The organism is Streptomyces gobitricini, from assembly GCF_039532985.1.
GTDB classification, from domain to species: Bacteria; Actinomycetota; Actinomycetes; order Streptomycetales; family Streptomycetaceae; genus Streptomyces; species Streptomyces gobitricini.
In genome coordinates this window covers 47,967-74,529 of record NZ_BAAASR010000003.1, presented here as the reverse complement: position 1 = coordinate 74,529, position 26,563 = coordinate 47,967, and the positions used below count along the sequence as shown (strand labels likewise).

General features: G+C 71.6%; 27 protein-coding genes. 4 read left to right on the top strand and 23 right to left on the bottom strand.

What is annotated here, in order from left to right:
* Positions 1-273: 273 nt before the first annotated feature.
* Complete coding sequence (gene phoH2 / locus ABD347_RS04360) at positions 274-1,596, bottom strand: RNA 5'-3' helicase PhoH2 (protein WP_344356515.1); 1,323 nt, start codon at positions 1,594-1,596, stop codon at positions 274-276.
* Between the two features lie 347 nt (positions 1,597-1,943).
* Complete coding sequence (locus ABD347_RS04355; RefSeq protein ID WP_344356514.1) at positions 1,944-2,705, bottom strand: isoprenyl transferase; 762 nt, start codon at positions 2,703-2,705, stop codon at positions 1,944-1,946.
* A gap of 176 nt (positions 2,706-2,881) precedes the next feature.
* Here ABD347_RS04355 and mgrA point away from each other — a divergent pair, with 176 nt between their 5' ends.
* Positions 2,882-3,919, top strand: a complete 1,038-nt coding sequence (gene mgrA / locus ABD347_RS04350; RefSeq protein ID WP_344356512.1) for an L-glyceraldehyde 3-phosphate reductase — start codon at positions 2,882-2,884, stop codon at positions 3,917-3,919.
* 428 nt (positions 3,920-4,347) lie between these two features.
* Here mgrA and ABD347_RS04345 read toward each other — a convergent pair whose 3' ends face one another.
* The 3 genes from ABD347_RS04345 to ABD347_RS04335 all read right to left on the bottom strand — a co-directional run bounded on the left by ABD347_RS04345 (position 4,348) and on the right by ABD347_RS04335 (position 7,593).
* Positions 4,348-4,713 (bottom strand): winged helix-turn-helix transcriptional regulator, encoded by a 366-nt coding sequence (locus tag ABD347_RS04345; protein WP_344356749.1) that lies wholly within the window; start codon positions 4,711-4,713, stop codon positions 4,348-4,350.
* A 56-nt stretch (positions 4,714-4,769) separates the two neighbouring features.
* Positions 4,770-6,350 carry a DUF2079 domain-containing protein gene (locus ABD347_RS04340; RefSeq protein ID WP_344356510.1) on the bottom strand — a complete coding sequence of 527 codons (1,581 nt, stop codon included), beginning with the start codon at positions 6,348-6,350 and terminating at the stop codon, positions 4,770-4,772.
* A 274-nt stretch (positions 6,351-6,624) separates the two neighbouring features.
* A complete protein-coding gene (locus ABD347_RS04335) occupies positions 6,625-7,593 on the bottom strand; it encodes a prepilin peptidase (RefSeq protein ID WP_344356508.1) in 969 nt (322 codons plus the stop codon).
* 89 nt (positions 7,594-7,682) lie between these two features.
* Here ABD347_RS04335 and ABD347_RS04330 point away from each other — a divergent pair, with 89 nt between their 5' ends.
* A complete protein-coding gene (locus tag ABD347_RS04330; RefSeq protein WP_344356506.1) occupies positions 7,683-8,063 on the top strand; it encodes a DUF192 domain-containing protein in 381 nt (126 codons plus the stop codon).
* Here the strand turns inward: ABD347_RS04330 and ABD347_RS04325 are convergent.
* The 17 genes from ABD347_RS04325 to ABD347_RS04245 all read right to left on the bottom strand — a co-directional run bounded on the left by ABD347_RS04325 (position 8,035) and on the right by ABD347_RS04245 (position 21,393).
* A complete protein-coding gene (locus ABD347_RS04325) occupies positions 8,035-9,150 on the bottom strand; it encodes a hypothetical protein (RefSeq protein ID WP_344356504.1) in 1,116 nt (371 codons plus the stop codon). The two genes, ABD347_RS04330 and ABD347_RS04325, sit on opposite strands and share 29 nt — an antisense overlap.
* A gap of 8 nt (positions 9,151-9,158) precedes the next feature.
* Entirely contained in the window at positions 9,159-9,701 is a 543-nt protein-coding gene (locus ABD347_RS04320) for a hypothetical protein (RefSeq protein ID WP_344356502.1), read from the bottom strand.
* Positions 9,698-9,952 carry a hypothetical protein gene (locus ABD347_RS04315; RefSeq protein ID WP_344356500.1) on the bottom strand — a complete coding sequence of 85 codons (255 nt, stop codon included), beginning with the start codon at positions 9,950-9,952 and terminating at the stop codon, positions 9,698-9,700. Before ABD347_RS04315 ends, ABD347_RS04320 begins: the two co-directional genes overlap by 4 nt.
* Positions 9,953-10,152: 200 nt before the next feature.
* Positions 10,153-10,803, bottom strand: coding sequence for an OmpA family protein (locus tag ABD347_RS04310; protein WP_344356498.1), 651 nt, complete (start codon positions 10,801-10,803; stop codon positions 10,153-10,155).
* Positions 10,803-11,417: a hypothetical protein gene (locus ABD347_RS04305; protein ID WP_344356496.1), complete on the bottom strand. Its 615-nt coding sequence runs from the start codon at positions 11,415-11,417 to the stop codon at positions 10,803-10,805. The genes ABD347_RS04310 and ABD347_RS04305 overlap by 1 nt, the downstream gene beginning before the upstream one ends.
* Positions 11,418-11,437: 20 nt before the next feature.
* A complete protein-coding gene (locus ABD347_RS04300) occupies positions 11,438-12,016 on the bottom strand; it encodes a pilus assembly protein TadG-related protein (protein WP_344356494.1) in 579 nt (192 codons plus the stop codon).
* A complete protein-coding gene (locus tag ABD347_RS04295) occupies positions 12,013-12,246 on the bottom strand; it encodes a hypothetical protein (RefSeq protein WP_344356492.1) in 234 nt (77 codons plus the stop codon). Before ABD347_RS04295 ends, ABD347_RS04300 begins: the two co-directional genes overlap by 4 nt.
* A gap of 113 nt (positions 12,247-12,359) precedes the next feature.
* Entirely contained in the window at positions 12,360-13,088 is a 729-nt protein-coding gene (locus ABD347_RS04290; protein ID WP_344356490.1) for a response regulator, read from the bottom strand.
* A complete protein-coding gene (locus ABD347_RS04285; protein WP_344356488.1) occupies positions 13,067-14,350 on the bottom strand; it encodes a sensor histidine kinase in 1,284 nt (427 codons plus the stop codon). Before ABD347_RS04285 ends, ABD347_RS04290 begins: the two co-directional genes overlap by 22 nt.
* Before the next feature lie 15 nt (positions 14,351-14,365).
* Positions 14,366-15,253: a DUF5936 domain-containing protein gene (locus tag ABD347_RS04280; protein ID WP_344356486.1), complete on the bottom strand. Its 888-nt coding sequence runs from the start codon at positions 15,251-15,253 to the stop codon at positions 14,366-14,368.
* Between the two features lie 26 nt (positions 15,254-15,279).
* Positions 15,280-16,218: a type II secretion system F family protein gene (locus tag ABD347_RS04275; RefSeq protein ID WP_344356485.1), complete on the bottom strand. Its 939-nt coding sequence runs from the start codon at positions 16,216-16,218 to the stop codon at positions 15,280-15,282.
* 131 nt (positions 16,219-16,349) lie between these two features.
* Positions 16,350-17,693 (bottom strand): TadA family conjugal transfer-associated ATPase, encoded by a 1,344-nt coding sequence (locus ABD347_RS04270; RefSeq protein ID WP_344356483.1) that lies wholly within the window; start codon positions 17,691-17,693, stop codon positions 16,350-16,352.
* A 16-nt stretch (positions 17,694-17,709) separates the two neighbouring features.
* Positions 17,710-18,096, bottom strand: a complete 387-nt coding sequence (locus tag ABD347_RS04265; protein ID WP_344356481.1) for a TadE family protein — start codon at positions 18,094-18,096, stop codon at positions 17,710-17,712.
* Complete coding sequence (locus ABD347_RS04260) at positions 18,093-18,455, bottom strand: TadE family protein (protein ID WP_344356479.1); 363 nt, start codon at positions 18,453-18,455, stop codon at positions 18,093-18,095. The genes ABD347_RS04265 and ABD347_RS04260 overlap by 4 nt, the downstream gene beginning before the upstream one ends.
* A gap of 29 nt (positions 18,456-18,484) precedes the next feature.
* On the bottom strand, positions 18,485-19,732 hold the full coding sequence (locus tag ABD347_RS04255) for a CpaE/TadZ family protein (RefSeq protein WP_344356477.1): 1,248 nt from the start codon (positions 19,730-19,732) through the stop codon (positions 18,485-18,487).
* Between the two features lie 7 nt (positions 19,733-19,739).
* Entirely contained in the window at positions 19,740-20,462 is a 723-nt protein-coding gene (gene cpaB, locus ABD347_RS04250; protein ID WP_344356475.1) for a Flp pilus assembly protein CpaB, read from the bottom strand.
* Between the two features lie 88 nt (positions 20,463-20,550).
* Entirely contained in the window at positions 20,551-21,393 is an 843-nt protein-coding gene (locus ABD347_RS04245) for a hypothetical protein (protein WP_344356473.1), read from the bottom strand.
* A 311-nt stretch (positions 21,394-21,704) separates the two neighbouring features.
* Here ABD347_RS04245 and ABD347_RS04240 point away from each other — a divergent pair, with 311 nt between their 5' ends.
* On the top strand, positions 21,705-23,423 hold the full coding sequence (locus tag ABD347_RS04240; RefSeq protein ID WP_425575573.1) for a chitinase: 1,719 nt from the start codon (positions 21,705-21,707) through the stop codon (positions 23,421-23,423).
* Positions 23,424-23,620: 197 nt separating this feature from the next.
* Here ABD347_RS04240 and ABD347_RS04235 read toward each other — a convergent pair whose 3' ends face one another.
* Positions 23,621-24,916 (bottom strand): Nramp family divalent metal transporter, encoded by a 1,296-nt coding sequence (locus ABD347_RS04235; RefSeq protein WP_344356471.1) that lies wholly within the window; start codon positions 24,914-24,916, stop codon positions 23,621-23,623.
* Positions 24,917-25,092: 176 nt separating this feature from the next.
* Between ABD347_RS04235 and ABD347_RS04230 the strand changes: the two genes are divergently transcribed.
* The gene (locus ABD347_RS04230) at positions 25,093-26,427 is read left to right on the top strand and encodes a M14 family metallopeptidase (RefSeq protein ID WP_344356469.1); all 1,335 of its coding nucleotides are present in this window, start codon (positions 25,093-25,095) and stop codon (positions 26,425-26,427) included.
* The last annotated feature ends 136 nt before the right edge of the window (positions 26,428-26,563 follow it).

Here is a 26,563-nt window from a genome sequence, read left to right as displayed (position 1 = left end):
TCCCCTGCGGGAGAGCCGCGTGGTGCTGCGGGCGGCATACGGCGAACGACTGTTGAGTTGTGTCACGTTGGTGACAGGTGTGCCGTATGCGGGGCCTGACGGAAGCAAGACTCTGCCGCACGCCGACGCCGCAAGGCAATTCTTCGTTGCGTGTGAAAGCTCACACCTCGGTAGTCCCAAGAGTTTCGCGGATGTGCTCGCACAGCGCGACGCCGCCCGGCTAAGCTCTCGCGCTTCACCGGGCGGCCCCACATCCATATCGGGTGCGGGGGGCTAAATCTGACCGTCCTCCAGCATTTCGGTCACGAGCGCGGCGATCTGCGAGCGCTCCGAGCGGGTCAGCGTGATGTGCGCGAAGAGCGGATGCCCCTTCAGTTTCTCGACCACGGCCACGACTCCGTCGTACCGGCCGACCCGGAGGTTGTCGCGCTGCGCCACATCGTGGGTCAGTACGACACGGGAATTCGCCCCGATGCGGGACAACACGGTCAGCAGGACATTGCGTTCGAGTGACTGCGCCTCGTCCACGATCACGAACGCGTCGTGCAGCGAGCGGCCCCGGATGTGCGTGAGCGGAAGGACCTCCAGCATCCCCCGGCTCAGCACCTCCTCGATGATCTCGCGTCCCGCCACCGCCGAGAGCGTGTCGAAGACCGCCTGGGCCCAGGGGCTCATCTTCTCGGCCTCGGTGCCGGGGAGATAGCCGAGATCCTGGCCGCCGACCGCGTACAGCGGACGGAAGACCATCACCTTCTGGTGCTGCCGGCGTTCCAGGACCGCCTCCAGCCCCGCGCACAGCGCGAGCGCCGACTTGCCGGTGCCCGCCCGGCCGCCCATCGAGACGATGCCGACGTCCGGGTCCAGGAGCAGGTCGAGCGCGATGCGCTGCTCCGCGCTGCGGCCACGGATGCCGAACGCCTCACGCTCGCCCCGGACCAGGCGTACGTTCCCCTCGGTCGTGACCCGGCCGAGCGCCTTGCCGCGCTCGGACTGGAGGACCAGCCCGGTGTGCACCGGGAGGCCGGCGGCCTCCGGGACGTACAGCCTCTCCTCCGTGTAGAGCAGGTCGACCTGCTCGGCGGAGAGCGACAGCTCGGACATTCCGGTCCAGCCCGAGTCCGTGATGGCCAGCTCGGCCCGGTACTCCTCGGCGAGGAGGCCGACGGACGACGCCTTGATGCGCAGCGGCAGGTCCTTGGAGACGACGGTGACGTCGTAGCCCTCGGCCTGGAGGTTGCGCGCGACGGCCAGGATCCGTGAGTCGTTGTCACCGAGGCGGTAGCCGGCCGGGAGGACGGCGGGATCCGAGTGGTTGAGCTCCACGCGCAGGGTCCCGCCGAGCTCCCCGATCGGGAGCGGGGCGTCGAGGCGGCCGTACCGGATCCGGAAGTCGTCCAGCAGGCGCAGCGCCTGCCGGGCGAAGTACCCGAGCTCCGGGTGGTGCCTCTTGGCCTCCAGTTCCGTGACCACGACGATCGGGAGCACGACCTCGTGCTCCTCGAAGCGGGCCATGGCGCCGGGATCGGCCAGCAGGACGCTGGTGTCGATGACGTAGGTGCGCCTGTCGTTGAGGCGGCGCTTTGTGCTGTTCACCACGGAAGGACCTACCCCCTCAGGTGAGGTCGGGTGCGACTTCGACGGCGGTCGCGGGGGGATGGAGCCGGGCTCTGGCCACGATGCGCGGGCCGAGCTCCGGCCCTCCGCGTCGTCCGTGCGTGTCCCGCACGGTCGTCCTGGTGCAAAGGGCCTCCCGGGCGAGCGGGCTGGCGTGCCGCTCACACTGGAGGGGGTATTCCCTCGAACGACCGGCGCCATGCCATGGCATATGACGACGCGTCGGTGAACGAGTGGTGACGACCGCGCGTCAAGGGGACGCGCGGCCCTTCCGGGGTGGTTTCCGGACGGCTTCGCGATGCCGCCCGGCGGTTTCCGGGAACGCTCCGTCAGGTGCCGTAGCGGCGGTGGCGGGCCGCGTAGTCACGCAGCGCGCGCAGGAAGTCGACCTTGCGGAAGGCCGGCCAGTGGACCTCGCAGAAGTAGTACTCCGAATGGGCGCTCTGCCAGAGCATGAAGCCCGACAGACGCTGCTCACCACTCGTACGGATCACCAGGTCGGGGTCCGGCTGGCCCCGCGTGTACAGGTGCTCCGAGATGTGTTCGACGTCCACGATGCCGGCGAGCTCCTCGAAGCTCATCCCCTTCTCGGCGTGCTCCAGCAGCAGCGAGCGGACCGCGTCCGCGATCTCCTGCCGGCCGCCGTAGCCCACGGCCACGTTCACGAGTATTCCGGTGCGGTCGCGGGTGGCCTCCTCGGCCTCCTTCAGCACCGCCTGCGTACGGGGGGGCAGCAGGTCCAGCGTGCCCACGTGGTGGACGCGCCAGCGGCCGTCGGCGGCGAGGTCACGGACGGCGTTCTCGATGATGCCGAGGAGCGGCACCAGCTGCTCCTCGGGCCGGTTGAGGTTGTCGGTGGAGAGCATCCAGAGGGTGACGACCTCGACGTCCGTCTCGTCGCACCACCCCAGCAGCTCCTGGATCTTGCTCGCGCCGGCCTTGTGACCCTGCTCCGGGGTGCCGCCGGACGCCTTGGCCCAGCGGCGGTTGCCGTCGAGGATGACGCCGATGTGCTTGGGCACCTGTGCGTGGTCGAGACGGCCTTCCACCCGGCGTGCGTAGAGCCTGTACACCAGGTCGCGCAAGTTCACCGATCTCACCTCTCGATTGCGTACGGGCCCGCCACGGCGTCGGCCCAGGGAGACAGGGGGAAGCGGCACCGCTCGATCCCGGCGCGCCGCGGCTGTCCCCGAAGCCGCCACATTACTGCGCGGGGGTCACGGCGGCCCAACCCGGCCTGTCACAAGTCCGTGATAAGGAGAGAGGCGTGACTGAATCCCCCGCATACCGCCCCGCCGACGACCGATACGACGCCATGGAGTACCGCCGTACCGGCCGCAGCGGGCTCAAGCTGCCCGCCATCTCGCTGGGCCTCTGGCACAACTTCGGCGACGACCGCACGCTCGCCTCGCAGCGCGCGATCCTGCGCCGGGCCTTCGACCTCGGTGTGACGCACTTCGACCTGGCGAACAACTACGGACCGCCGCCCGGGTCCGCCGAGTCGAACTTCGGCAAGATCTTCGCCGAGGACTTCGCCCGCTACCGGGACGAGCTGGTCGTCTCCACCAAGGCGGGCTATCTCATGCACCCGGGGCCGTACGGCGAGTGGGGCTCCCGCAAGTACCTGCTGTCCTCACTCGACGCCTCGTTGCGGCGGACGGGCCTGGACTACGTCGACATCTTCTACTCGCACCGTTTCGACAAGGACACGCCGCTCGAGGAGACGATGGGCGCCCTGGCCTCCGCCGTCCAGCAGGGCAAGGCCCTGTACGTGGGCGTGTCCTCGTACAGCAGTGCGCAGACCGCCGAGGCCGCGGGGCTGCTGCGGGAGATGGGCGTTCCGGCCCTGATCCACCAGCCGTCGTACTCGATGATCAACCGCTGGACCGAGGAGGACGCGCTCCTCGACACCCTGGAGGAGCAGGGCATGGGCTGCATCTCCTTCGCGCCGCTCGCCCAGGGCCTGCTCACCAACAAGTACCTGAAGGGCATCCCGGAGGGCTCCCGGGCCACCCAGGGCAAGTCCCTGGACCCGAACCTCCTCTCCGACGAGGTCGTACGCCGGCTGCGCGGTCTCGACGAGATCGCCCGGCGCCGCGGCCAGTCGCTGGCGCAGCTCGCGCTGAACTGGGTGCTGCGCGACGAGCGGATGACGTCGGCGCTGATCGGCGCGTCCAGCGTGACGCAGCTGGAGGAGAACATCGCCGCTCTGGCCGGTGCCCCGCTGACCGACGAGGAGCTGAAGGAGATCGACTCGTACGCGGTCGACACCGCCGGCACGAACATCTGGGCCGCGCGGAGCTGACGTCCGGCCTGCCGGCCCGGCCGCCCGTCGTACGGGCACGAGGCCGGCGGCCTTCATACGGTCACAAGCCCGGCGGCCGCCCTTCGTACGGGTACCAAGCCGACGGCCGACCGTCGCACGGGCACAAAAAACGGGCCGGTCCGTGGGGGGATACGGACCGGCCCGAGGGGGGGTTTCCACCATAACCCTTCATAAGTGGTGCTGCGCGCCACGACAGGCCGCCGCCACGCCGCGGAATCAGAGGATCCTGCCGTTTGCACGGGATCCGGCCGGTTTCCCGCCGCTGTCCCGCCCTCCCCCCGTTCCCGCCCGTCCTCCGCAAGGGGGACCCCACCGCACGGGCGTCACGTTGACGGCCCCCGCCCCCGCAGGCCCGCCCCCGGGCAGGGGAACGGCCCGGGCACGGGAACGGCCGGGCACGACGGGGGTCAGGCGGCCTCGCCGGCTGCCGCCGCCTTACGGGCCAGGATCTGGTCCATGAACCTGTCGCCCCACTCGCCGAGCGGCAGCAGCGCGGTGTTCAGCGCCCGGCCCAGCTCGGTGAGCGAGTACTCGACGCGCGGCGGCACCTCGCGGTAGACCTCGCGGTGCACCACCCCGTCGGCCTCCAGCTCCCGCAGCTGCTGGATCAGCATCTTCTCGCTGACGCCCGACACCGCCCGCCGCAGCTCACCGAAGCGCACCGGGCCGTGGCTGTGCAGCTCCCACAGGATGAGCGGCTTCCACTTCCCGCCGACCACGTCCACGGCGGCGTCCAGACCGCAGCTGTACGACGTCCTGCCCTTGGTCCCCATCGCCTGCTCCTCCCACCCCTGCGGCACGCTCGCTCCGGTCGACAGTACGGCAGGCCTCACCGGCGCAGCAGGGTGATTCCGTCGCGCTCGGCGACCTTCCGGTAGCCGTGGCGCTGCTGCGCGGCGGCCAGCTCGGCCTGCTGCCGCTCGATGGGGTAGGGCCAGTGGCCCGTCCTGTACGGCCAGGCCTCGGGGGCCCGCCGGTCATGGACGATCCACTCCGCCGTGGGCGGCGGGAGGCGCTTCCTGTCGTACTCGTACAGTTTCCCCTCCACCGGGAAGGTCGGGAAGACGACGACCGTGCAGCGCGAAGTGAGCTGGGGCACGAGCCGGTTGGAGGCGGCGACGGTCGCGCCGTCCGGGATCCGGGCCAGCAGCGCGTGGGCGGCCTCGATGTGCCCGGTCGTCCGCCAGGTGGCGCGCTGGAACAGCTGGGCGAGCGGGAAGGACGGCAGCAGCACGACGGTCACGGCGAGGACGGTGGCGAGCGAGGCGCGCAGGTGGCGCGCGGCCAGCGGGTGGTCGGTCCGGCGCCAGACCGTCAGCGTGTCGATCAGCCCTGCGAGGACGACCGGCATCAGCACGGCGCTGTAGTGGAACGCGGTACCCCAGTGGAAAGCGTTGTCCGACATCATCCGCCAGGCGAGGGTCGGCACGGCGATCAGCGAGAGCGGTGAGCGCAGGGCGAGCAGGGCGGACGGGGCGAAGACCAGGACCAGGGTCATGGCCTTCACCTCGGGACGCAGCGCGTCGAGCGGGGCGTGGGCGAGCGTGCTGAGCAGGGACCCGTACCCCTCGCCGAGGTTGCCGCCGTGCGCGTACCCGCCGGCCGGGTGGAAGGCGGGCAGCAACAGCTTGATCTCGACGGCCGAGCCGATGAGCCCGGCGGCGGCGGTGGCGAGGCCGAGCCGGCGCGGGCCCTTGAGCGCGATGTACGCGCCGACGGCGGCGAGGGTGAGCCCCAGGTCCTCCTTGACCAGCAGCAGGGGCGCCGCCCAGGCGACGGCCGGGCGCCAGCGCCGGTGGGCCAGGGCTTCCAGGCAGCAGGCGAGGAGCGGTACGGCGAGGGCGACCTCGTGGAAGTCGAAGGCGGCGGCCGACGCGATGCCCCAGCTCAACCCGTACGCGGCGGCGATGACGTGGGCCGGCCGCCGGCCCAGCGCGCGGGCGGCCCAGCGGGCGAGCGGGACGACGGCGACGGCGAGCAGCGCGGACTGGGCGACCAGCAGGCAGAGCGGGGAGGGCCAGAGGCGGTAGAGCGGGGCGAGGGCGGCGAGGAGGGGGTGGAAGTGGTCGCCGAGGAGGTTGAAGCCGTCGCCGCGCAAGGGGACCACGGGTGCGCGGAGTTCGGCGTAGGCGCGTACCGCCTGCTCGAAGATGCCGAGGTCGTATCCGGTGGTGCGCAGGAGGAGGTGGCGGCGCACGGCGACGGTGGCGTAGAGCGCGAAGAGCCCCGCGGCCCAGCCCCAGGGGAGCCAGGCCGCGGGCAGGCGGTCGGCAAGGCGCGGGGCACCGACGGCCGCGCGGGGGCGTGTGGGGGGTGCGGTGGCCGTCGGGGATGCGGGTGCCGCCTCCGGAACGGCGACCTGCTGGAGCTCGCGGCCGGAAGGGGGGCTCTCGTCAGGAAATGTCCGCATGTGCCCGCATGCTAGGACGCGGGCGGGGTGCTCGGCTCAGGGCGTGGCCCATGGCGCTGTCGGGGTGGTGCGGAATCTCCCCCTCATGGCGGTCCCCGTCGCCGGGGCCCCGGACGGCGCGAACCCCGGAAACGTCCGGATCGTCGCGGTCGCGCCACAGGTTGTCGCAGGCGGCGGGCGCGATCCGTACGTCCCGGTCGATCAGGCGGGCCACGACGCGGGCTTGCGCCTCATGTCTCCGGCACCGCCGAGCCGCGTACCGGTGCGCGTCGGTTCAGTCGACCGGTACGGCGGCGAGGGAACCCAGCAGCACGCCCAGCAACGCCCCACCGATCATGAACGGCCCGAACGGGATCGTGCTCCTGCGGCTCGCCCGCCGCAGCGCGACCAGCCCGAACCCGTACACCGCGCCAAACAGGAACCCGGCGAAGGCGCCCACGAACAGCACGCCCCAGCCGTACCAGCCGAGGGCGACGCCCACCGCGAGGGCGAGCTTCACATCGCCGAAGCCCAGGCCGCTCGGGTTCACCAGGAACAGCACGAAGTAGCCGGTGCCCAGCGCGAGACCGCCGAGCAGCGCGGACGACCACGCTCCGGCGTTCCCCGGCAGCAGCGCGGCACCCCCCAGCAGGGCGGCCGTCCCGGCGGCGAGCGGCAGCGTCAGCCGGTCCGGCAGCCGGTGCACGGCCCGGTCGACCAGGGCCAGCAGCACCGCGACCGGCGCGGCCAGCAGCCACACCACCAGCTCGGGCCGGGGGCCCGTGGCGGCGGCGAGCGCCCCGCAGACGACGCCGGTGACCACCGGCACGGTGACGGTCCCGGAGGGCGCGGTGGCCGCGGTGACCGGGCCGGTGGGTGTCCTGGTGTCCTGCTCGGTGGGTGTTCCGGTGGGCGTCTCGGTGGGCGGCCCGGTGGGCCCGGCGACCGTGCCGGTGGGCGGCCCCGGCGTGGCAGGGGCGGAGGGTACGGGCGGCCCGGCGGGGGCTCCGGGTGCGGGGGGTTCCGGCGCGGTGCCGGCAGGGGGCGTTCCGGGTGCGGGGGTCACCGGGGCGGGCACCGCGCACACCGTGCAGCGCGGCGCCCCGAGCCAGCCGCGGGCGGGCCCCGTGAACGGGTGGCCGGCCGGGCAGGCGTCCCGCCACGGCTCGTCCGGCGCGACGGACAGGCGGTACGCGGCGCGCGGCACCAGCAGGCCCGTGGCGGCACCCCACAGGGCGGCGACGGCGATCAGCGTGGCGTACACGCACCCGACCCTAGGACGGGCCTCGCGCCCGGTCATGGGCCCACGGGCCCACTGCCGCCGCACCGGGACCCACGCTACGGTCGTCCTCCATGGGGAACCCGACCAAATGGCGCGACGGCACCGGCCTGTTGGCCCTGCCCGACCGGGACGAGGCCGTGCCCGTCGAGATCGCCGGGTCCTACGGCACCCGCCGGCGCGGTCTGCTGGGCCGGGACGGCATCGCGGGCGCGCTGCTGCTCAGCCCCTGCAACAGCGTGCACACCTTCCGGATGCGGTTCGCCATCGACGTGGCGTACCTGGACCGGGAGTCGCGGGTCGTCGCCCTGGTCACCATGGCGCCCGGCCGCCTGGGGCTGCCCCGCCCGCGCGCCCGTCACGTGCTGGAGGCCGAGGCCGGGGCGATGGCACGGTGGGGCATCCGGCCCGGCACCCGCCTGACGATCAGGGCGGACCCGCCCCCAGCAGAGTGAACGCCCCGTACGCCGCCGACGCCGACGCGAGCCCGGCCAGCACGAGCACCACCGTCCGGTCCCGGAGCCGCGCCAGGGCGACCGCCGCCGGGAGCAGCAGCGGGAACGCGGGCATCATCAGACGCGGCCGGGAGCCGAAGTACGCGGCACCGACCAGCGAGACGACGACGACGCCGAGGGTGTACACCAGCACCGGCAACGGCTGCCGCTGCCTGACGCACAGCCACGCCACCCAGCCGACCAGCGCGAGCGCCGCGCACAGCCCCACCCCGGCGAGCGGCACCGGACCGGTCAGGTTCCGCCACACGAACCGGGCCAGCGCCACGCCCCCGTCGACGCTGTTGCCCCACGCGGCCTGCACCTCGAAGTACGCGGTGGCGCTCCCCCGCCGTACGGCGACGAAGACCACGTACCCGAGCCAGCCCATCGGCGCCAGCAGCACGCCCACGGCCATCCGGGCCGTCACCCGCCGCTCCCGGACGACGGTCACCAGTGCCGTGATGCCGAGCGCCGCCACCAGCGCGGCCGCCGACGGCCGGGTCAGCCCCGCGCCCACGCACAGCGCGCCCGCCCCGATCCACCGGTCGCGCAGCACCGCGTACAACGACCAGGCGGCGAACGCCGTGAACAGCGTCTCCGTGTACGCCATCGACTGCACGAACGCCGTCGGGTAGACCCCCCACAGCACGGCGAGCACCACCCCGGCCCGCCGCCCGGCGACCCGTTCCCCCACCGCGTAGATCCCCCACGCGGCGGCGAGCGACGCCGTCCACGACACGACCAGTCCGGCGGTCGCCGCGTCGATCCGCAGCACCTCCGACAGGCCCCTCTCCAGGGCGGGCAGGAGCGGGAAGAACGCCAGGTCGGAGTGGACGCCGCCGTCGGGGAGCGTGACCTCGTGGCCGTACCCGTTCTCGGCTATCCGCACGTACCAGACGGAGTCCCAGCGGCCCTTCAGCCGGTGCAGGGCGTCCTCCCCCGCCACGGCGGCGGCGACCGCGAGGACCGCCAGCCCCACGGCCCGCACCGCCGCATAGCCCCACAGGGCGGGCGCGGCGGAGGAGGGTCGGTCAGTTCGCTGGGGCATGCGCCCGATTATCGCGTCCTGTGCCGGGCCCCCGGCTCCTCGACCTCCTCGATCGGTACGTCGGTGACGGCCGCGACCAGCACGTGCGGGCCGTCCTCGTCGCACTGACCCACGCTCACCGCCACCCAGCGCGGGCCGCGCGGTGAGCCGACCGGGCCCCACACCATCAGGTCTCCGTACAGGTCGAAGGCGCCCAGTTCGGCGAAGAGGGGCAACACCGACCCGTCGTCGACGTCCCCGAGCCGGAACGCCCGCATGCTGACCTCACGGTGCGGGCCCCACCGCTCCTCCAGGGCGCGCGTCAGGGCGGCGAGGAACTTCTCGGCCTCCTTCCGCGCGGCGTCCCACTCCGGACCGGGGGCGCCGCCGGAGCAGGCGCGGCTCTCCCACAGGAACCACAGCCGGAAACCGGCGCCATGGCTGCCGCTCCAGCCCTCACCCCGGGACGGCTCCCGCTGCGTGGGGCCGTTCGGCGGCACGGGCCGGCTCAGCAGGGCGTCCACCGCGGATACGGCCTCGGTGACGTCGGCCCGGGTGCCCGAGGCCTTCACAGCTTGGCCCTCTCCATGGGGCGGGGCAGTACCTTCAGGGCGCCGGTGGCGCGGAGGCGCCGGGCGACGGCGACGAGGCCGTCGGCGCCCGCGGGGCTTCGGGACAGGCCCAGCGGCAGCCCGCCGTGTTCGTGCGTGGCGAGGGAGTCGCGGTCCGTCGCGTCGCCGATCGGCTCCCACGTGCCGAAGACGGCCCGTTCGTGCTCCGACTCGGGCCTGGGTCCCCGGAAGCCCCGTACGACGCGCCTCATGGTCTGTCCCCCTCCATAGGAGCCCTGTTCTCTGTCCTTGTTCTCTGTTCCCCCTGTTCTCTGTTCTCTGTGCTTGTTCTCGATCCTTTTCGCATCCTGGGGCCTACGTGTGAAGACTCCGGGGCGACGCCAAGCGGACCGGGAGGCGACCCGCCCGCAGGGAGCGGGCAACGGTCCGCCTCCCGGCCGGGGAGCGCACGTCAGTCGCGCGGGAACGACACCTCCACACGGCGGTTCTTCTTGCGGCCTTCCTCGGTGCTGTTGTCCGCGATCGGGTACTGCTCGCCGTAGCCACGGATCTCGTACGTGATCCCACCGGAGGTGAGCAACGACGACAGCACCTTGTGCACCGCGTCCGCACGCTGCTTGGACAGCACGTCGCCGTGCGCGGAGGAGCCGAGGTTGTCGGTGAAGCCGAAGACGCGGACCTTGGTGGCGCTCTGCTTCCTGACCTCCTCGGCGATGGCGGCGATACGGGAGTCGGCCTCGGGGGTCAGCTTGGCGCTGTCCTTGCCGAACAGGACCTCGGCCTGGAGGGCGAACTTCAGGTTGGAGGGGGTCTCCTCACGCCGCTCCTCGCCACCCTCGGACTCGACGATCGAGATCAGGGGCAGCACCTTCGCGGACGCGAGCGTCGCCCCGTCGCGCATCTTGAGTTCGGGCGAGTTCCCGTCCACTTCCGGCGGCGGCAGCGTCGACTCGGTCCCTGGTGGCGTACTGGGGATGTCATCGGCCTGCACCCCGGAAGCACCGACGAGCTGGGCACCGGTGAGCATCACCACGGCCACGAGCACGGACACCGCGGGCCGGCGCACGGAGACCCTGCGGGCGCAGGGGGCGGTGGTGCGCATCAGGAGATCTCGATCTGTGCGGGCGGCATCTTCGGAAGCTGGAACTCCACGCTCGTCGTCGTCGCCGGCGGTGCCGGGAACTGGGCGAAGATGACGATAGTTTCGCCCGCCTTCACCATGGTGACGCCGGTCGTTGTCAGCGGGAACCCCTCAGTGTCTCGCAGGACGTAGTAACGCTTCTTGTCCTTCTTGTCGATGAGGGTCGCACCGGCGAACGAAGGGCCCGTCTTCTTGACGCTGAGTTCCTCGCCATTCCATTCGAGAGGGGCGCTCAGAGCCGCTGAGGTGGTGTTCTTCAAACTACCTGTAACTGTCAGGAAGCCGCCTTGATCCCTGGCGGCGCTATGGATGACCAACTGGAAACCATCGCTACTGTTGATTGTGGCCAGAGTGCTGCTGGTGTCGGGCACTGTGGAGCCACTGTCTTCCTTGGGCGTACCCCGGTCAGCGGGAGCCGAGGCAGCGCTGCCCTCGCTCTCGGGAGCTTTCCCAGCGTCGTTGCCTTGGTCGCCGCCTCCGCCGCAAGCCGACAGAAGCGCAGCCAGCGCCACAGCGGACACTCCGGCCGCCGCTCTGCGCACTGCCGTCCCATACCGATTGCTCATGAATGCCATTCCTTTGCGTTCCTTCGCGGTCAGTCCTCGGCGAGCCGGACTTCGAAGAGGTCGGACATGTCCGGAAGAAGCGCCGGGTCCAGGTCCGTCACGTCACCCTCGCAGTCCAACGACCCCGAGGAAGGCGAATCGGCGTCCTCGGCGGGGTCGAAGCTGCATCGGGGCACGACAATCGCTGTCGCCGTCGCCTCGGCGAACCGGGTCTCGGTGCCCGGGAGAATCGTGTCTCCCACCGGCTTCTGGGACGTCACGCTCACCGTGGAGCCCCAGCGGCCGTCGGACAGCGGATCACAGCCCACGACATCGGCCTGGTTCTGCCCGGCGTAGTAGCGGCTGGCGCCGCAGCCGTCGAGCGCGGGGATGAGCTCCCCGTCCAACAGGTCGCCGAGATCATCGATGGTGAGGTCGAAGGTGTCCCTCTGTTCCCGGGCCGCTGCCAGCGCTGCGGCATCGGCCGCTGACTGGGCGCCGTTGCGCGTGGCTCCGGCCTGCCCGACCGCGAAGAACGCGAACGCGAGAAAGAGCAGGCTCGCCACTACGAAGATGTAGAGGGGCGAGGCCTGCCCTGACTCGCAATGCTCGAGAGCGTCCTGCTTCAACCGCCGATGATCTCCGTCACCCGGTTCCGCAGTCCAGTGGCGATCGTGTTCCCGATTCCCGAGCCGACCAACGCCGCGATGATCACCCCCACCAGGATGATGATCCCGACGTACTCCACCGCCCCCTGGCCCCGGTCCCCCCTGCGCTTGAGTGCCGCGGTGGTGGTGTTCGCCCATGTACCCACGTACACCTTGGCCTGGGTCGCGGCCTTCAGCATGGTGTTCGGCATGGCGGTCTCCTCCGGGCTCGTACAGGCTGGTGGGGCGAACGTACGGCGGGGGGAGGGGGGCGGGCATGGGCCTGGGGGCCCATGAGGGGGCCCAAAGCGGGGTGCGGGGGCGGTCAGCCATGGGTGGGTCCCCCCTGGGTGTGGGAGAGGCCGTGCCAGATGGCGATGGCCTGGCCCCGGCTTTCGGCGTTGAGCTTGGCGAAGATGCGGTTGATGTGGTTCTTGACCGTCTTCTGGCTGATGAAGCACGTGGCGGCGATCTGCTGATTGGTCATGCCCGACGCGATCAGGTCCATCACCTCCACCTCCCGTTGGCTCAGTAACGAATGTGCCATATTCGCTTGCTCTCGCGAAGGGGTTCCGTCAAATCCCTTACGGCTGGCGGTAGACGTAAGGGAGCCGGGCGTTGCAGGAGCATAGTTGCCCCGTACGGCCGCCAGCAGGGCGTTCGAGGCGGTGTGGGTGAAGTGCGCACGGCCCAGCTTCGCGTCGCGGACCGCGTCGACCAGCTGTTCGGCGGTGAACTCGCCGTGCACGAGGTAGCCGCACGCGCCCAGGCGGAGGGCTTCGTGGACGATGTCGCTCTCGCGGCTGTACGTGGTCATCAGGACCGGGGCGAGCCGGACCAGGTGGGGCAGGGCCGTGAGGCCGTCCACGCCCGGCATGCGGACGTCGAGCAGGATGACGTCCGGGTGGTGACGGACGGCGGCCTCGTACGCGTCGTGGCCGTCCGCCACCTGGGCGGCGACGTCGATGTCCTCGCGGCCGGACAGCAGCGCGGTCAGGCCCGCCCGGACGACCGGGTTGTCGTCGGCGACGATCACTCGCAGGTGCTCGTGCATGGTGGTGCGCCCTCCGTTTCCAGTGCCCGTACCGGCAGTTCCAGCCGGACCTCCGTGCCCTTGGTGGCCCGGCCCCGGCCGATGCGGATGCGCGCCCCTATCGAGGCGGCACGCTCGACCATGCCGACGAGGCCGAAGTGGCCCGCCCGTCTCAGGCCGTCGAGCGTCGTACCGGCGGGGAGGCCCCGCCCGTCGTCGTAGACGCTGAGGACCAGGACGTCACCGGTCACGCCCGACGACACGTCGATGCGCGTGGGCCCGCCGTGCCGGTGGGCGTTCTCCAGCGCCTCCGAGGCGACGGCGAGGAGCTGGCGGGCCACGGCGGGCGGGACGCGGGGCGGGGCGGCGCCCAGGGGGCGGTACTCGGCGCGGACGCCATGGCGGCGGGCGAAGTCGGCGGTCCGCGCGGCGAGCTCCCCGGCGACGTCCGCCCCTCCGTCCAGGCCCGATTCGCGTCGCAGGTCGGCCAGGAGTTCGCGGGACTCGGCGGCGGCACGGCGGGCGGAACGGGCGACGAGCCCGGCCTGGCGGCGTACCGACGAGGGGTCGTCGCGCTCCGCCGTGTACGCCAGGCCGTCGGCGGCCAGGGCCAGGCCGTGCAGGGTCTTGGCGACCGAGTCGTGCATCTCCCGCGCGAGCCGGGCCCGTTCGGCCTCCACCGCGCCGGTGACGGCGAGCCGGGCGCGTGCCTCGGTGAGGGCCTGGCTCGCCGTACCGAAGTCGAGGATGAGGTTGCGCAGGGTCGAGCCGACCGCCCCGGCGATCACGCAGAGCCCGGGGAACAGCAGGGAGGAGGGCTCCACCGCGACCTCTCGGCTGACGCCGTACGACAGCAGGAGCAGGAGCGACTGGAGGACGGCGAAGAACGCCGCGCCGCGCCAGCCGTACAGCAGGCCGGCGAGCAGCGGCGTACAGATGGTGACGTACGCGAGTGTCGACTCGGGCGACGCGGTGGCCAGGAGCAGCGCGCCGAACAGCATGTCGCCCGCGAGCACCGCCGGGTGGCGCAGCAGGACGCGGCCGAAGCGCTCCCAGTCGCGGAGCACGACGTACGACACCATGAAGGTGATCAGTACGGCGGCGCCGACCAGCCAGGTGCCGAGGCCGGGCGCGGCGCCGTCGAGGGCGAACGGGGACGCGAGGACGATCATCGCCAGCCGGAAGCCGAACACCTGGCGGCACAGCGCCTGGAGGGCGTTGATCTGGAGGGGCAGGGACGGTTCGGTCCTCGGTGCCGGCCTCCTGAGGCGGATGGCGTTCATCGCGTCACCGGATCCCTAACCGCCGATGATGTCCGTGAAGTCGACACCGGAGCCGTAGTAGAAGCTCAGGGCGATCAGGATCATGGTGGCGGGCAGCATCACCATGGTCACGACGAGCGTGGTCTTCGGTACGGCCTTGGCGGCGGTGCGGCGGGCGTGCTGCGCGTCCGTGCGCCGCATGTCGTTGGCGATCTGGATCAGGGTGTCGACGATCGGCGCGCCCAGTTCCTCGCCCTGCTGGAGCGCGGTGACGAACATGGAGACCTGCTCGGAGGCGTTGCGCCTGCGCAGCTGGTCGAAGGCGTCGCGGCGGCTGACGCCCATGTCCATCTGCCGGAGCGTGATGCGCAGTTCGTCGGACCACGGGCCGGAGTACTTCTCGGCGACGCGCTCCAGGGCCTGGCGGAACCCGAGACCGGCGGAGACGACGACGGCGAGGACGTCGAGGAAGTCGGGCAGGGTGCGTTCGATGTCGTCCTTGCGGCGGCGGATGGCGAGCCGCAGCAGGACGTCGGTCCACGTCAGTCCGTACAACAGGACGATGACGGCGACGACGGTCTGGCCGCGCGCCAGCATGGCGAGGGCGGCGAGGACGCCGAGGACGCCGTAGACGGCGCGGCGGGCTGCGTACCGGTCGACGGTCATACCGCCGGGGTTGCCGGCCATGTCGAGGCGGCGGCGGAGCGCGTCGACCCGCTTGGGCCCCATCATCCCGAGGACGGCGGGGGCCCAGCGCATGCCGAGCCGGTCGACGCCGGAGCCGACGGCGGTGGTGCGGGTGGCGCCGACCTCGAGGGCCAGGACGAGGTCGCCGGGGAGTTTGGCGTCGGCCCGGTACATGCGGATGCCGTGGAAGACGCCGTACACGGACAGGCCGATGACGGCCGCGTACAACAGGCCCATGTCTCCTCCCCTCCTTTCGTGTGCGGTCAGACCCGGATGCGGGAGAGGCGGCGGATGAGGACGAAGCCGACGGCGTACAGGCCGAAGGCGAGGACGGAGCCGATCTGCCCGGCGGCGGAGCCGGTCATCTTGTCCAGGGCGCCCGGGGCCATGCCGTTGATCATCAGCAGGAAGCCCAGCCCGAGGAGGGGCAGGGCGAAGGCGGTGACCTTGACCTGGGAGAGCAGGGTGGTGACCTCGCGCCGGGTCTCCTTGCGTTCCTCCAGGGTGCTGGTGAGGTTGCGCAGTGAGGTGACGACCTGGCCGCCGGCCCGGTTGGACAGCACCAGTGTGGAGACGAGGACGACGAGTTCGCGGGACGGCAGGCGGTCGGCGAGGTCGCCGAGCGCGTCGTCGAGGCTGTGGCCGACGGCGAGCTGGTCGGCGACCTTGCGGAGCTCCTCGCCGGCCGGGTCGTCGAGTTCCTCGGCCGCCATGGCGATGGCGGTACGGAGGGCGAGGCCGGCCTGGGTGGCGTTGGCGAGGACACGGGTGAGCTCGGGGAGCTGGCCGATGAACGCCTCGGTGCGTTTCTGGCGCTGCCAGTTGAGGAAGGCGGCGGCGCCCCACAGCCCGGCCAGGGCGCCGAGCACGCCGAAGAACGGGGCGAAGACGGCACCGATGGTGAAGTGGACCCCGAGCAGGGCGACCACCGCGTACACGGCGTACTCGCCGGGCGTGAGGTCCAGGCCGGTGGCGGCGATCCTGCGTTCGAGGCGGCGGCCGGGGCGCGTCGCCCGCAGGCGGCGGTCGACGCGTACGAAGCGGCGGCGCCGGCCCTGGTGGGTGGTGTGTCCCGTCTGGGTCATACGGGCCACGAGCGCCTGGCGCTGCGCCTTGCCGGACGCGTAGACGTGCACGCCGACGACGCCCAGCACGCAGGCGAGGAGCGTGACACCGAGCGTCAGGAGGGGGACGTTGTCCATGGTGGCGGGTCCAGTCAGGGTCCGGGCGGGGCGGTCGGGGCGGTCGGAACGGAGCGGGGCGGGTGGTCGGGTGCTGCACCGACGGGGCGGTCGGGGCCGGCGGCCGGGGCGGTCGGGACGGTCGGGGGCGGTCAGGCGGTGGTGGCGCGGCGGAGGGCGAGCTGTTCGTCGGTGTGGGCCACGCCGAACGCCGCCGGTATGGCTTCGCTCTTCATGTAGAGGCGTTCGGCGACCCGGCGCGGCAGCGGGTAGTACTCGAAGTGGCCGTGGGTCCTTCCGTCGGCGGCCATCGGCTGCGCGGCGAACCGGCAGACGGTCACGATCCGGTACTCCTCCCGGCCGTGCGAGTCGACGACCGCGATCTCGGTGATCCTGCGGGCGCCGTCGGCGTGCCGGGTGAGCTGGACGATGACGTCGACCGCGCTGTTGATCTGGTCCTTGATCGCGGCGAACGGGACCTCCACCTCCGACATCGACCCCAGGGTCTGCAGGCGCATCAGGGCGTCCTCGGCGCTGTTGGCGTGCACGGTGGCGAGGGAGCCGTCGTGGCCGGTGGACATCGCCTGGAGCATGTCGAGCGTCTCGCCGCCGCGGACCTCGCCGACGATGATGCGGTCGGGGCGCATGCGCAGGGAGTTGCGTACGAGGTCGCGGATGGTGACGCGGCCCTTGCCCTCGACGTTGGGTGGCCGCGCTTCGAGGGTGATGACGTGGGACTGCTGGAGCTGGAGTTCGGCGGAGTCCTCGATGGTGACGATGCGCTCGCCCTCGGGGACGAGGCCGGACAGTGCGTTGAGCAGGGTGGTCTTGCCCGTGCCCGTGGCGCCGGAGACGATCACGTTGAACCTGGCGCGTACGAGCCCGGCGAGCAGCATCACCATGTGCTCGTCGAGCGAGCCGAGGGCGACCATCTCCTGAAGTGTGAAGGCGCGTGGGAAGCGGCGGATGGTGAGGATGGGCCCGGAGAGGGACAGGGGCGGGATGATGACGTTGACGCGTTCGCCGGAGGGCAGGCGGGCGTCGACCATCGGGTTGGACTCGTCGACACGGCGGTTGACGGTGGAGACGATGCGCTCGATGGTCTGCATGAGCTGCTCGTTCGACGAGAACCGCATCGGCAGCTGCTCCAGGCGGCCCCGCCGTTCGACGAAGACCTGCTCCGGGCCGTTGACCATGATCTCGCTGATGGAGGCGTCTTCGAGGAGCGGTTCGAGGATGCCGAGCCCGAGGGCCTCGTCGACGACGCGGCGGATGAGCTGCGAGCGCTCGGTGGAGGACAGGACGGGGCCCTCGCGGCTGATGATGTGGCCGAGCACCCGCTCCAGGCGGGCGCGGCGTTCGGCGGCCGCCAGGGCGGACATCTCCGCGAGGTCGATCTCCTCCAGGAGCTTGACGCGGTAGACGCCGACGAGGTGGTTGTCCTCGCCCTTGCCGTTGACCGGCTCGGGACTGCTGATGCGCGCCCGCAAGCTCATGTCGTTCTCGTCTCCCTCAGTCGTTGGCGGGCGTGGTGACGGGCATGGTCGTGGTCCGCTGCGCGCTCGGGAAGCTGAAGAGCGGGATGACGGAGGGGATGGGGACGGTCGCGGTGGCGGTGACCTGGTCGCTTCCCGCGCCGGGCGGAACAGTGATGCTCGCGCCGTCGGCCAGCCACGAACTCATGGCGCCGTAGCCGGCGGACGAGCCGTCGCCGCCCTGCGACGCCACGCGCGCCGCCGCCCTCGACGCCGTGCCCGCCTGCTGCACCGCGTACGCCACGAACCCGAGCTGGACGGCCGCCAGGGCGGCGGTCAGCAGGACGGTGACCCAGCCGACGAACTCGACGGCCGACTGGCCGGCCTCGCCACGGCGGCGCCTCCGCCACGCGTACGCCGTCATCCGTCGCCCTCCCTCGCCACGGCGGCCGTGCCCCGCACGGGCACCGGGACGTCGAAGCCGGGGAACAGCACGGGGACGTTCACCTCCACCGAGGCGGTGTACAGGTCGCCGCCCCCACCGCAGTCCGCCGTCACCGTCCACGCCCCCGACACGCTTCCGCGCGCCGCCGCCGCGCACGCGCCGGCCCCGCCCACCGTGCCCGCCCGCGCCGCCTCGTCCGCCGCGTTGCCCGCCAGCGACCAGGCGTAGCCGACGAGGGCGGTCTGCCAGAGCAGGACGATCGTGCCGAGCACGACCGGGACCATCCCGGTGAACTCGACCGCGACCTGTCCTCGGTCATTTCCGTAACGGCGTCTCATGACGCATTCCGCCCCCTCGGCCCTCGGTCCTACTTTCCGCGTGCCCGCCGGAGGCCCACCGAGCCCCGGTCGCCGCGGAGCCTCCCCTGCCTGACTTCCCCTTCCGGGGCCTTCACGATCCCCAGTTCGGCCGCGAGTGCCCACAGCGCCTGCTTGACGGAGGACTTGGCCTCCAGGTCCTGCATCCGGCCGGCGTCGACGACCGACTGGAGCTCCTTGGAATTGGCGGGTACGGAGGTCCTCGCGGCGCGCGTGCCGGTGATCCTCTCGACGAGCGGCGGCTGGATCTCGGAGTTCCGGATGTGCCGGTTGACCACCGTCATGGTCTCCTCGGCCTTGCGGATCTGGAGCCGGTCCCAGAGCCTGACCATCCGCTTGGCGGCGCGCACCGCCACCACGTCCGGCGTGACCAGGAGCAGCGTGGTGTCGGCCATCTCGATGGCGGCGGCGTTGGCGCCGTTCAGGTGCGTACCGCAGTCGATGACGACGACCTCGTAGCGGTTGCGCAGGGCGCTGACGATCTGGCGCACCGACCGGTCGGTGACGTCCTCGCCGCGCTCCCCCTCCCCCGGTGCCAGCAGCAGGGCGATGCCGGACGGGTGGGCGTACAGGGCGTCCTGGAGCACGCGGGGGGATATGTCCTGGATGGCCGCGAGGTCCACGATGGACCGCCGGAACTGCACATCCAGGTAGGAGGCGACGTCCCCGGACTGGAGGTCCAGGTCCGCGAGCGCGACGCTCAGCCCGGACGCCCGGGCGGCGAGGGCGAGCTGCACCGAGGTGACGGTGGTGCCGACCCCGCCCTTGGCGCCGCTGACGGCGACGACCCGGCCGCCCGGCCCGGCGAGGGCGTCACCGCCCTGTCCGAGGTGGCGCCGTACGCCCGTGGACCAGGCGGCGGCCGACTGGACGCGCTGGGCGAGCTCCTCGTACGACAGGGGCATGCCGACCAGGCCGCGGGCTCCGGAGTCCATGGCGGCCGAGTAGAGGCCGGGGCCCGCGTCGGCGGTGACGAGGACGACCCCGACCGCGGGGAAGCGGAGGGCCACCTCCCGGATGAGGTCGAGGGCCGGGACGGGTCCGATCCGCTCGTGGACCAGCACCACTTCGGGCAGTTCGTCCAGGGACTCGGCGGCGAGCCGGGCGAGGGTGTCGATCAGTGAGGTGGAGTCGCCGACGGGCCCGGCCGGTTCGGCGTCCGGGAGCTGGCCGAGGAGGGTGGTGATGGAGCGGGCGGCGTCGGCGTCGCCGACGGCCGGGAGGATGCGTGTGGTCATCCGGCCCTCACTTGTTCCTGTCTTCGTCGAGCGTGTAGCTGCCCTCGCCGGGCCGCAGGACGGTGGGGCTGTTCCGGGGCAGCAGCGCCAGCCGTACGTGCTGGGCGAACGACTCGGCGTACGCCACGCGCTGGGCGTCGGTGGTGCTGAGCGCGAAGGTGATCGGTACGGCTTCCCGGATGCCGATGCCCCGGTTGTCGTCGCGCTTGCCGTCGAGCGGGGTGAGCTTGCCGACGTCCAGGACGCGGGCGTTGGCGACGATGATCCGGGACTCGGCGACGGCGTTCTTCCCGCGGTCGTCGTCGTCGAAGGTGGCGAAGATGTTCACCAGGGAGCCGGCCGTGATCTTCCCGGCGACGCCGGTGGCGGCGTCGATCATGATGGCGATCTCCTGCTGGCCGCTCTCCAGCGCGGGCCGTCGGGCGATCATGTCCTCCTGGAGCAGCGAGCCCTTCTTGAGGTCGGTGACGGCGATCCTGTCCTTGACGACCGACAGGTCGGTGACGGCGTTCGCGGAGAGCCAGCGTTCGGGCATCGTTATCTTCCGGAACTGGCCGGGCTGGAGTGCCGTGTAGGCCGCCACGTCGGCTTTGAGTTCGTACGCGTCGACTTCCGGACCGACCTTGGAATTCACGTCGCTGATCACCGTGACCACGCCGGCGAACGCGCCGAGGGCGCACAGGAGGGAAAGGAGCAGGAGAATGACACCGCGACGCTGACGTGAATTCATGGGCGGGGCGACCTCGTGAGGAGACGTGGGCGAAGACGTTGGCGTGACGGGCGTGACCGGCGTGACAGGCGGGCGTGCGGCGGGGGCGTCATGCCGTGCCCTGACCGAGCCCGGGCGGCACGAGCGGGGCCGAGCAGAATCCGCACCGGTCTCCTATGAGGTCCGTCCCGCACCAGGAACAGATCTCCCGCCTCACGGATGCGACGAGTTGGTAGAGCACCGAGAGGTCGGGGAGGAAGGCGGCGAATTCGACGAGTTTCGCGGTACCCCACCATTTCGGTGATTCGCCCGGCAGCGCGCTCTCCGCGATTCCCCCCACCCGCCAGGCGGGGGCGAGGGATTCCGTCACCCACTCGGAAGCCGACTGACCCCGCGCCAGCATCAGGTGCGTACCGAACTCGGGCCCGGCCAGCTGCTCGCCGGTGCCCACCCGGATCAGCTGGGGCGCCGGGTTGGCCAGCACCCCGAACTGTGAGCCGGGGACCCATGACTTGGCGTGCGACCGGAGGCTCACGGGCACGCGGTCGAGCCGGGCGACCGTGTTCAGCAGCGCTCCGGCGTAGATGTAGTGGGAGAGCAGGCGGGCGGCCGAGGCGATGACGCCGGCGCTGAAGTCGCAGACGGACAACTGGCGCAGCTGACGTACGAGGACGGCGACGCCGAGCGGGGGGAGGTCCAGTCTCAGCAGCGCGACACGGTCGGTCTCCAGCACGGCCCGGACGGTGTGCAGGCGGCGTTCGTGACGGGCCGGGAGGGAGGCGGGGTAGAGGGCGACCACGTAACCGTGCTGCTCGACCATGACCTGCATGTCGGCGACGGCGGCGTCCAGCGGCTGTGCGTCGGGTGAAGGCAGCAGCGCCGCGGTGGGGGTCTGGTGGTCGGTCGGCGGCAGCACCAGATCGGCGCTGGTGACGGCAATTGCGGTCGGCACGCTGTTCCCCGTTCAGCTCCGGCCGCCGGGATTCCGGCGAACCGCAGACACCTGCTCTGCCTGCTCCTCCACGCTCACTCCTGCCCACCCGCACTTTAGCCACGTCTCAGGGGGCAGAGAACAGCTTTCGGATCGCTCGGTCGCACCGCGTGGACGGCCCGTGGGTGACCAATCAGGACGAAGGCGTCAGTGGTTAACTCCTGTTTCTTTCCGGAGGTCTTGACAAGACGATTGGTCTGGACCAGTTTTACGGAAACGGCGGTGGCCACCGTTCCCCAGCACCTCCCCCGACTCCCCACCGGAGGCAGCACGTGGACCCCTCACACCGCAGATCCGCGCACATACGTCACGGCCGATGGCTCGGAGGAGGCCTGGCGCTGGCCGTGAGCGCCGGGCTCGCCCTGACCGGCGCGGCGGCCGGCACCGCGCACGCCGCCGACGTCAACGTCGCCAAGAACGCCGGCTTCGAATCCGGCCTCGCCAACTGGACCTGCTCGGCGGGGAGCGGGGCCACGGTCTCCTCGCCCGTCCGCAGCGGTGCCGCCGCGCTCAAGGCCACCCCCGGCGGGCAGGACAACGCCCGGTGCGCGCAGACCGTGGCGGTGAGGCCCAACTCGACGTACACCCTGAGCGCCTGGGTGCGGGGCGGGTACGCGTACCTCGGCGCGAGCGGCACCGGGACGACGGACGTCTCGACGTGGACGCCGGACTCGGCCGACTGGAAGCAGCTGACCACCCGCTTCACGACCGGCGCGGCCACCACGTCCGTGACCGTCCACACGCACGGCTGGTACGGGCAGGCCGCCTACTACGCGGACGACGTCTCGGTCTTCGGACCCGACGGGGGCGGGGGCGGCGACCCCGACCCGGTGGTGCCCGCCACGCCCGCCGGGCTCACCGCCGGCGCGGTGACCTCGTCCTCCGTCGCCCTCGGCTGGAACCCCGTCTCCGGCGCGACCGGCTACCACATCTACCGGGACGGCGCCAGGGTCCAGTCGGTGACCGGGACGTCGGCGACCGTGACCGGGCTGGCCGCGAACACCTCGTACAGCTTCCAGGTCAGCGCCACGAACGCGGCCGGTGAGTCGGCGAAGTCGACGGCGGTCACCGCCCGCACCTCGACCACCGGGCCCAGCCCCCACCCCGTGGTGCCGCGCCACGCGGTGACCGGCTACTGGCAGAACTTCGACAACGGCGCCACCGTGCAGAAGCTGCGGGACGTGCAGGCGCAGTACGACATCATCGCCGTGTCGTTCGCCGACTCGACCGCCACGCCGGGCCAGATCGTCTTCAACCTCGACCCGGCCGTCGGCTACGCCTCGGTCGCCGACTTCAAGGCCGACATCGCGGCCAAGAAGGCGGCCGGCAAGTCGGTGATCATCTCGGTGGGCGGCGAGAAGGGCAACGTCACCATCAACAGTGACGCCTCGGCGACGGCCTTCGCGGACAGCGCGTACGCCCTGATGCGGGAGTACGGCTTCAGCGGCGTCGACATCGACCTGGAGCACGGCATCAACTCCACGTACCTGACGAAGGCGCTGCGCCAGCTGTCGGCGAAGGCGGGGCCGGGGATGGTGCTGACGATGGCACCGCAGACCATCGACATGCAGAACACCGGGACGGAGTACTTCAAGACGGCCCTGGCCGTGAAGGACATCCTCACGGTGGTCAACATGCAGTACTACAACAGCGGTTCGATGCTGGGCTGTGACGGCAAGGTGTACTCCCAGGGGTCCGTGGACTTCCTGACGGCGCTCGCCTGCATCCAGCTGGAGGGCGGCCTGGACGCCTCCCAGGTCGGCCTCGGCGTCCCCGCCTCGACGCGCGGCGCGGGCAGCGGCTACGTCGACCCGCGCATCGTGAAGAACGCGCTGGACTGCCTGACGCGCGGCACCGGCTGCGGCTCGTTCAAGCCGTCGAAGACCTACCCGGCGCTGCGCGGGGCGATGACCTGGTCCACGAACTGGGACGCCACGGCCGGCAACGCCTGGTCCGACGCGGTCGGACCGCACGTCCACAACCTGCCGTAGCGCTCAGGTCCGGTTGGCGAGGTAGTGACGCGGTACGGGGCCCGGTTCCGCCGGCCACTGGTGGAGCCGGGCCCCGCGGCGTGCGCCGGCCCGGCACTCGTACAGCATGCCGCCGGGATGGGCGACGGCCACCATGAGCACCTGGCCGTACGGGGCCGGGGCGCATCGCGCCGTCGCGCTCCCCGCCCACCGGGCCCCTACCAGGGCAGCTCGCGCACCTGCTGGACGCACAGCACCAGGAACAGCACCCCGGCGGTGCCCAGGACGCCGTTGCTCAGCCAGCCGTTGCGCCATTCGCGCGGGGTGCGGGAGGAGTTGAGGAGCCAGACCAGGGTGAGGGCGAGGAACGGCATGAAGAAGGCGCCGATCACCCCGTAGACGATGACCAGCCCGAACGGCTGGTCCAGGAAGAGCAGGGACATGGGCGGGAACGTCAGCCACAGCAGGTAGGCCCGGAAGGGCAGCGACTTCTCGCGGGCGCCGGCGGCGACCTCCGCGCCCGTGGTGGCGCCGCGCTTGCCGAAGCGGGTCACGAAGTCGGCGAACATCAGGCTCACGCCGTGCCAGACGCCGATGAGGGAGGTGATGGAGGCGGCGAAGAAGCCGATGAGGAACAGTTTCGCCGTGGCCGCGCCGTACTGGTCCTCCAGGATCCCGCCGAGGTCCAGGAGCCCCTTGTCGCCCTTGGCGAGCGCGAGACCGGAGGAGTGGAGCAGCTCGGCACCGACGAAGAGCATGGCGACGACGAAGATCCCGGTGGTGATGTAGGCGACGCGGTTGTCCAGGCGCATCACCTTCATCCAGGAGGTGTCCGTCCAGCCCTTGGCGTTGACCCAGTAGCCGTACGCGGCCAGCGTGATGGTGCCGCCGACGCCGCCGATCAGACCGAGGGTGTAGATCAGCGACCCGTCCGGCAGGACCGGCGCCAACCCGGCGAACGCCTCGCCGAGGTTCGGGGTGACACGGACGGCGAGGTAGACGGTCACGACGAACATGACACCGACGAGGATCGTCATGATCTTCTCGAAGACGGCGTACCGGTTGAACCAGACGAAGACCAGCCCGGTCACACCGCACAGGACGGCCCACCACTTGAGGTCCATGACGCCCGGGAAGAGCGCCTGGAGGGGCAGTGCGCTGGAGGACATGGCGGCCGCGCCGTACACGAAGCCCCAGATGGCGACGTATCCGGCGAAGTAGAAGGTGGTCCAGACGCCGAGGCTGCGCCAGCCGTCGAAGAGCGTGCGGCCGGTGGCCAGGTGCCAGCGGCCGGCGGCCTCGGCGAGCGAGATCTTGACGAGGCAGCCGACGACGGCGGCCCACAGGAGCGTGTAGCCGAACTTGCTGCCCGCGATGAGAGTGGCGACGAGGTCCCCGGCGCCCACGCCGGTCGCGGCCACGACGATGCCGGGCCCGATGTAGCGCCAGCTCGCCTTGCGCTGCCGGGGGCCGCCCGTGCTCTCGGCCTCGCCCTGTCGTGCGGTGTCTGCCATGCGTGTGTGCCCTTCCCTCACCCGACGTCACGTCACCAAAGCGCGCCCCGCGGTGATCGCGCAAGGGGGCGGCGCGTGGCGAACCCGGCCGAGGGGTACTTGACGCGGTCATGCCACCGCCGGACGATGCCTCGCACGGGGAGACCCGCCCCGTACCCCCCACCGCAGGAGACAGCATGCGCATGCGCATACGTGGCAGAAGGTCCGCCACCCTCACGGCCCTGCTCGCCCTCGCCGTCGCGGCACCGCTCACCGCCACCGCCACCACACCCACGGACGTGGCGGTTACCCCCGCCGCCACCGTGGAGGAGGTCATCCGGCAGTACGAGATCCACGGCCCCTCCACCCCCGCCGAACGGACCGCCCTCGCCGCCACCGGCGTCTCGATCGACGAGGCAGACTCCCACGCGGTCGTCGTCAGCGCCAACGCCGGGCAGGCGCGGAAGCTCCGCGCCCTCGGCCACACGCTCAAGGCCCTGCCCGCCCCGCCCGACCGGTCCGGCGGCAAGACCACCGGCGCCATGGACTTCCCCTCCGCCGACGCCCGCTACCACAACTACGCGGAGATGAACGCGGAGATCGCCCAGCGGCTCCAGCAGTACCCGGGCATCATGAGCCGCCGCGTCATCGGCAAGTCGTACCAGGGCCGTGACATCGTCGCCATCAAGATCAGCGACAACGTGGCGGCGGACGAGAACGAGCCGGAGATCCTCTTCACCCACCACCAGCACGCCCGCGAGCACCTCACGGTCGAGATGGCCCTGTACCTGCTGCGCGAGTTCGGTGCCGGATACGGCTCCGACCCCCGTATCACCAACGCCGTCAACAGCCGCGAGATCTGGATCGTGCCGGACCTGAACCCGGACGGCGGCGAGTACGACATCGCCTCCGGCTCCTACCGCAGCTGGCGCAAGAACCGGCAGCCCAACTCCGGCTCGTCGTACGTCGGCACCGACATGAACCGCAACTGGAACTACAAGTGGGGCTGCTGCGGCGGCTCCTCCGGCTCGCCCGGCTCCGACACCTACCGGGGCCGCGCCGCCGAGTCCGCCCCCGAGGTGAAGGTCGTCGCCGACTTCGTCCGCTCCCGGGTCGTCGGCGGCAAGCAGCAGATCAAGGCGGGCATCGACTTCCACACCTACAGCGAACTGGTGCTGTGGCCCTACGGCTACACGTACGACGACACCGCCCCCGGCCTGACCCGGGACGACCATGACGCCTTCGCCGCGGTCGGCCGCAAGATGGCCGCGAGCAACGGCTACACGCCCCAGCAGTCGAGCGACCTGTACATCACCGATGGTTCCATCGACGACTACCTGTGGGGCGCGCACAAGATCTTCGGCTACACCTTCGAGATGTATCCGCGTTCCGCCTCCGGCGGCGGCTTCTACCCGCCCGACGAGGTCATCGAGCGCGAGACCAGCCGCAACCGCGACGCGGTGCTGCAACTGGTCGAGAACGCCGACTGCATGTACCGCTCCATCGGCAAGGAGCAGCAGTACTGCGCCTAAGGGCGACGACCGGCGCGGCGCGGCCCTTCGCGGGGCCGCGGCGCGCCGGTGCCCGGGGGTGCCCCGCCCGCCCCGCCCCGCCCCGGGATACCGGCGTCTCGGAACACCGGCGTCTCGGGCGCGGCACGGGCACCTC

Bases quoted from the DNA above. Each gene is read 5' to 3' on its own strand.
- ABD347_RS04345 (WP_344356749.1), bottom strand. From the start codon at position 4,713: ATGGGGACCAAGGGCAGGACGTCGTACAGCTGCGGTCTGGACGCCGCC.
- ABD347_RS04340 (WP_344356510.1), bottom strand. From the start codon at position 6,350: ATGCGGACATTTCCTGACGAGAGCCCCCCTTCCGGCCGCGAGCTCCAG.
- ABD347_RS04330 (WP_344356506.1), top strand. From the start codon at position 7,683: ATGGGGAACCCGACCAAATGGCGCGACGGCACCGGCCTGTTGGCCCTG.
- ABD347_RS04325 (WP_344356504.1), bottom strand. From the start codon at position 9,150: ATGCCCCAGCGAACTGACCGACCCTCCTCCGCCGCGCCCGCCCTGTGG.
- ABD347_RS04315 (WP_344356500.1), bottom strand. From the start codon at position 9,952: ATGAGGCGCGTCGTACGGGGCTTCCGGGGACCCAGGCCCGAGTCGGAG.
- ABD347_RS04310 (WP_344356498.1), bottom strand. From the start codon at position 10,803: ATGCGCACCACCGCCCCCTGCGCCCGCAGGGTCTCCGTGCGCCGGCCC.
- ABD347_RS04305 (WP_344356496.1), bottom strand. From the start codon at position 11,417: ATGGCATTCATGAGCAATCGGTATGGGACGGCAGTGCGCAGAGCGGCG.
- ABD347_RS04295 (WP_344356492.1), bottom strand. From the start codon at position 12,246: ATGCCGAACACCATGCTGAAGGCCGCGACCCAGGCCAAGGTGTACGTG.
- ABD347_RS04290 (WP_344356490.1), bottom strand. From the start codon at position 13,088: ATGCACGAGCACCTGCGAGTGATCGTCGCCGACGACAACCCGGTCGTC.
- ABD347_RS04285 (WP_344356488.1), bottom strand. From the start codon at position 14,350: ATGAACGCCATCCGCCTCAGGAGGCCGGCACCGAGGACCGAACCGTCC.
- ABD347_RS04280 (WP_344356486.1), bottom strand. From the start codon at position 15,253: ATGGGCCTGTTGTACGCGGCCGTCATCGGCCTGTCCGTGTACGGCGTC.
- ABD347_RS04275 (WP_344356485.1), bottom strand. From the start codon at position 16,218: ATGGACAACGTCCCCCTCCTGACGCTCGGTGTCACGCTCCTCGCCTGC.
- ABD347_RS04270 (WP_344356483.1), bottom strand. From the start codon at position 17,693: ATGAGCTTGCGGGCGCGCATCAGCAGTCCCGAGCCGGTCAACGGCAAG.
- ABD347_RS04265 (WP_344356481.1), bottom strand. From the start codon at position 18,096: ATGACGGCGTACGCGTGGCGGAGGCGCCGCCGTGGCGAGGCCGGCCAG.
- ABD347_RS04260 (WP_344356479.1), bottom strand. From the start codon at position 18,455: ATGAGACGCCGTTACGGAAATGACCGAGGACAGGTCGCGGTCGAGTTC.
- ABD347_RS04255 (WP_344356477.1), bottom strand. From the start codon at position 19,732: ATGACCACACGCATCCTCCCGGCCGTCGGCGACGCCGACGCCGCCCGC.
- cpaB (WP_344356475.1), bottom strand. From the start codon at position 20,462: ATGAATTCACGTCAGCGTCGCGGTGTCATTCTCCTGCTCCTTTCCCTC.
- ABD347_RS04235 (WP_344356471.1), bottom strand. From the start codon at position 24,916: ATGGCAGACACCGCACGACAGGGCGAGGCCGAGAGCACGGGCGGCCCC.
- ABD347_RS04230 (WP_344356469.1), top strand. From the start codon at position 25,093: ATGCGCATGCGCATACGTGGCAGAAGGTCCGCCACCCTCACGGCCCTG.